The organism is Pseudoalteromonas sp. Z9A4, from assembly GCF_011378845.1.
In the GTDB taxonomy this organism is placed as follows: domain Bacteria; phylum Pseudomonadota; class Gammaproteobacteria; order Enterobacterales; family Alteromonadaceae; genus Pseudoalteromonas; species Pseudoalteromonas arctica.
The window spans coordinates 1-1,817 of the sequence record NZ_WTLA01000056.1; the positions used below are offsets into that span (position 1 = coordinate 1).

1 protein-coding gene is annotated in these 1,817 nt (G+C 40.9%); it reads right to left on the minus strand.

Annotation, left to right across the window (positions count from 1 at the left end; translation table 11 throughout):
- Positions 1-151 precede the first annotated feature (151 nt).
- Positions 152-1,690, minus strand: a complete 1,539-nt coding sequence (locus tag GQR54_RS19400; RefSeq protein WP_166379697.1) for a transposase — start codon at positions 1,688-1,690, stop codon at positions 152-154.
- Between the last annotated feature and the right edge of the window lie 127 nt (positions 1,691-1,817).

A 1,817-nucleotide genomic window follows, 5' to 3' on the forward strand; every position in this document is an offset into this window, starting at 1 on the left:
AAACCATAGCTGAGTTCCTATTTTGGTTCAATCGATTACTGTATTTTTACGCAGCATATAAAGAAGTGTTTGGTGTTGTTTAAATTGGCGTTTTGGAAGGGATTACGAGTGGTTGAGTGGCTTTTATTTAGGTTAAAGGAGCTTCCCCTTCTTAATGCATCGTGTTTTGCAGTTTTTCTATATTATGAACAAGACAATACAGTTGCCATTGCGTATTAACTTTCGTTTGACCCCGCAAGGTCAATTTATTCATGCCCTTGTTGACGGTAATATTGCCGAACACGGGTTCAATACAGCCTAATCGCTTACTGTATTGTCGTCGCCCTATGGGGCTATCTATTTTTACTTTCATCTTATCAACATAGCTCAGCTTTTTGCGCGATTCATTATTTATAAACTGAACTTGTCGTCCTCTTTCTATCGGTGGTTTTCGCATGCATTGCTGCTGTAGCGGGCAGGTTTTACAGTCTTTTAAGTAACCGCAGAATCGCGTGTATTGCTGGTTATGACTTTTTACATTAACCCCACTTCGCCACATATCATTGCCTGCGGGGCAGCGGCAGGTTTGAGTTGCTTCATCATAATGAAAATCGTCTGAGGTAAATAATCGTGGCTTGCCTTTACTGCGTTTTAGTCGGCGTTTTTCTTGCTCTGTTTCATATGTTTCACTGTCTTTAAACAGCGGATTTCGTTTTCTAAATTGATTATCTGCAATGTAGCTATCGAACCCACTTTTCGCCATATATTCAAGGTTCACTTCGCTGTTAAACCCACTGTCTGCGGTGAATTTAATCGTGTGCTCGTCTTTGGGTTTGTCAGTGTTCAATTTATCAAGCTGCTGCTTTAATTGCTTAACAGCTGGCTGTAGGGTTTGTTGCTCACCCACTGAGCCCCACGCTTGTGCTTGCAGGATGATTTGATGTTTGTCATCGTTTATCGCTATGCCGTTATAGCCTTGAATTGTCCCTTTTGAGGTCGTCATCTTCGCGCTATCAGGGTCAGTGATATTACTTTTAACTGGCTTGCCTTTACTGCCTGTTTTTTCTTTGTGAGTGGCTAAGAACTCGGTGATTTTATCTGCACTTTTATCCAGCTTCTCTTTTTGTTTTAAATCCTGAGTTATTAACTCTTCACTCAGTCCATCTTGTGATTGGTGGCGTTCAATAATACGTTTGCTTGCGCGTTCTAGTTTTGCTTTTTTGCGGCCTAACTCATCGAATGTGCCACTCCACTCTTTACTCGCATTGGACTTTAATTTACACCCATCAATGGCAAACATGTTACGGCCTATCAAGCCTTCTTCATCACATATCATCAGCACTTGCGTAAAAAGTGGCTCAATCTGTTCATGCATTTTAGCCACGAAGCCCGCTATTGATGTGTAATGCGGCTGGATATCTCCCGACACACTCATAAATAAAATGTTCGTCTCACACGCTTTAGCAATTCGGCGGCTACTGATAAAACCATGTGCATAACCCAGTAAAATAATCTTTAGCATTACCGAAGGCGAATACGCAGCAGCGCCCGTTTTGTCATTGTTGTACCACGCGTCAAAGCCCGATAAATCGAGTTTGTTTTCGACGATATAACAAAGGGCATATTCAAATGTGCCTGGCAAAATTTGCTCAGCGAAATTGATAGGAATGAATTTATTTTGACAGGATAAGTCAGGCTTATAGTTAGCCATAACAGTTTACCATGGGTGAATAATATCTATTAGATCACAGCGAACAGATGGATTCAAGGTTAAAAAGCAACCAACAAAAAAATAGTTGGATACGTTCCTAAAAAGAGTAATTCTACAGCCTCAACGC

What these genes read in the sequence shown, in the direction of transcription:
- GQR54_RS19400 (WP_166379697.1), bottom strand. Translation starts at nt 1,690, where the DNA reads ATGGCTAACTATAAGCCTGACTTATCCTGTCAAAATAAATTCATTCCT.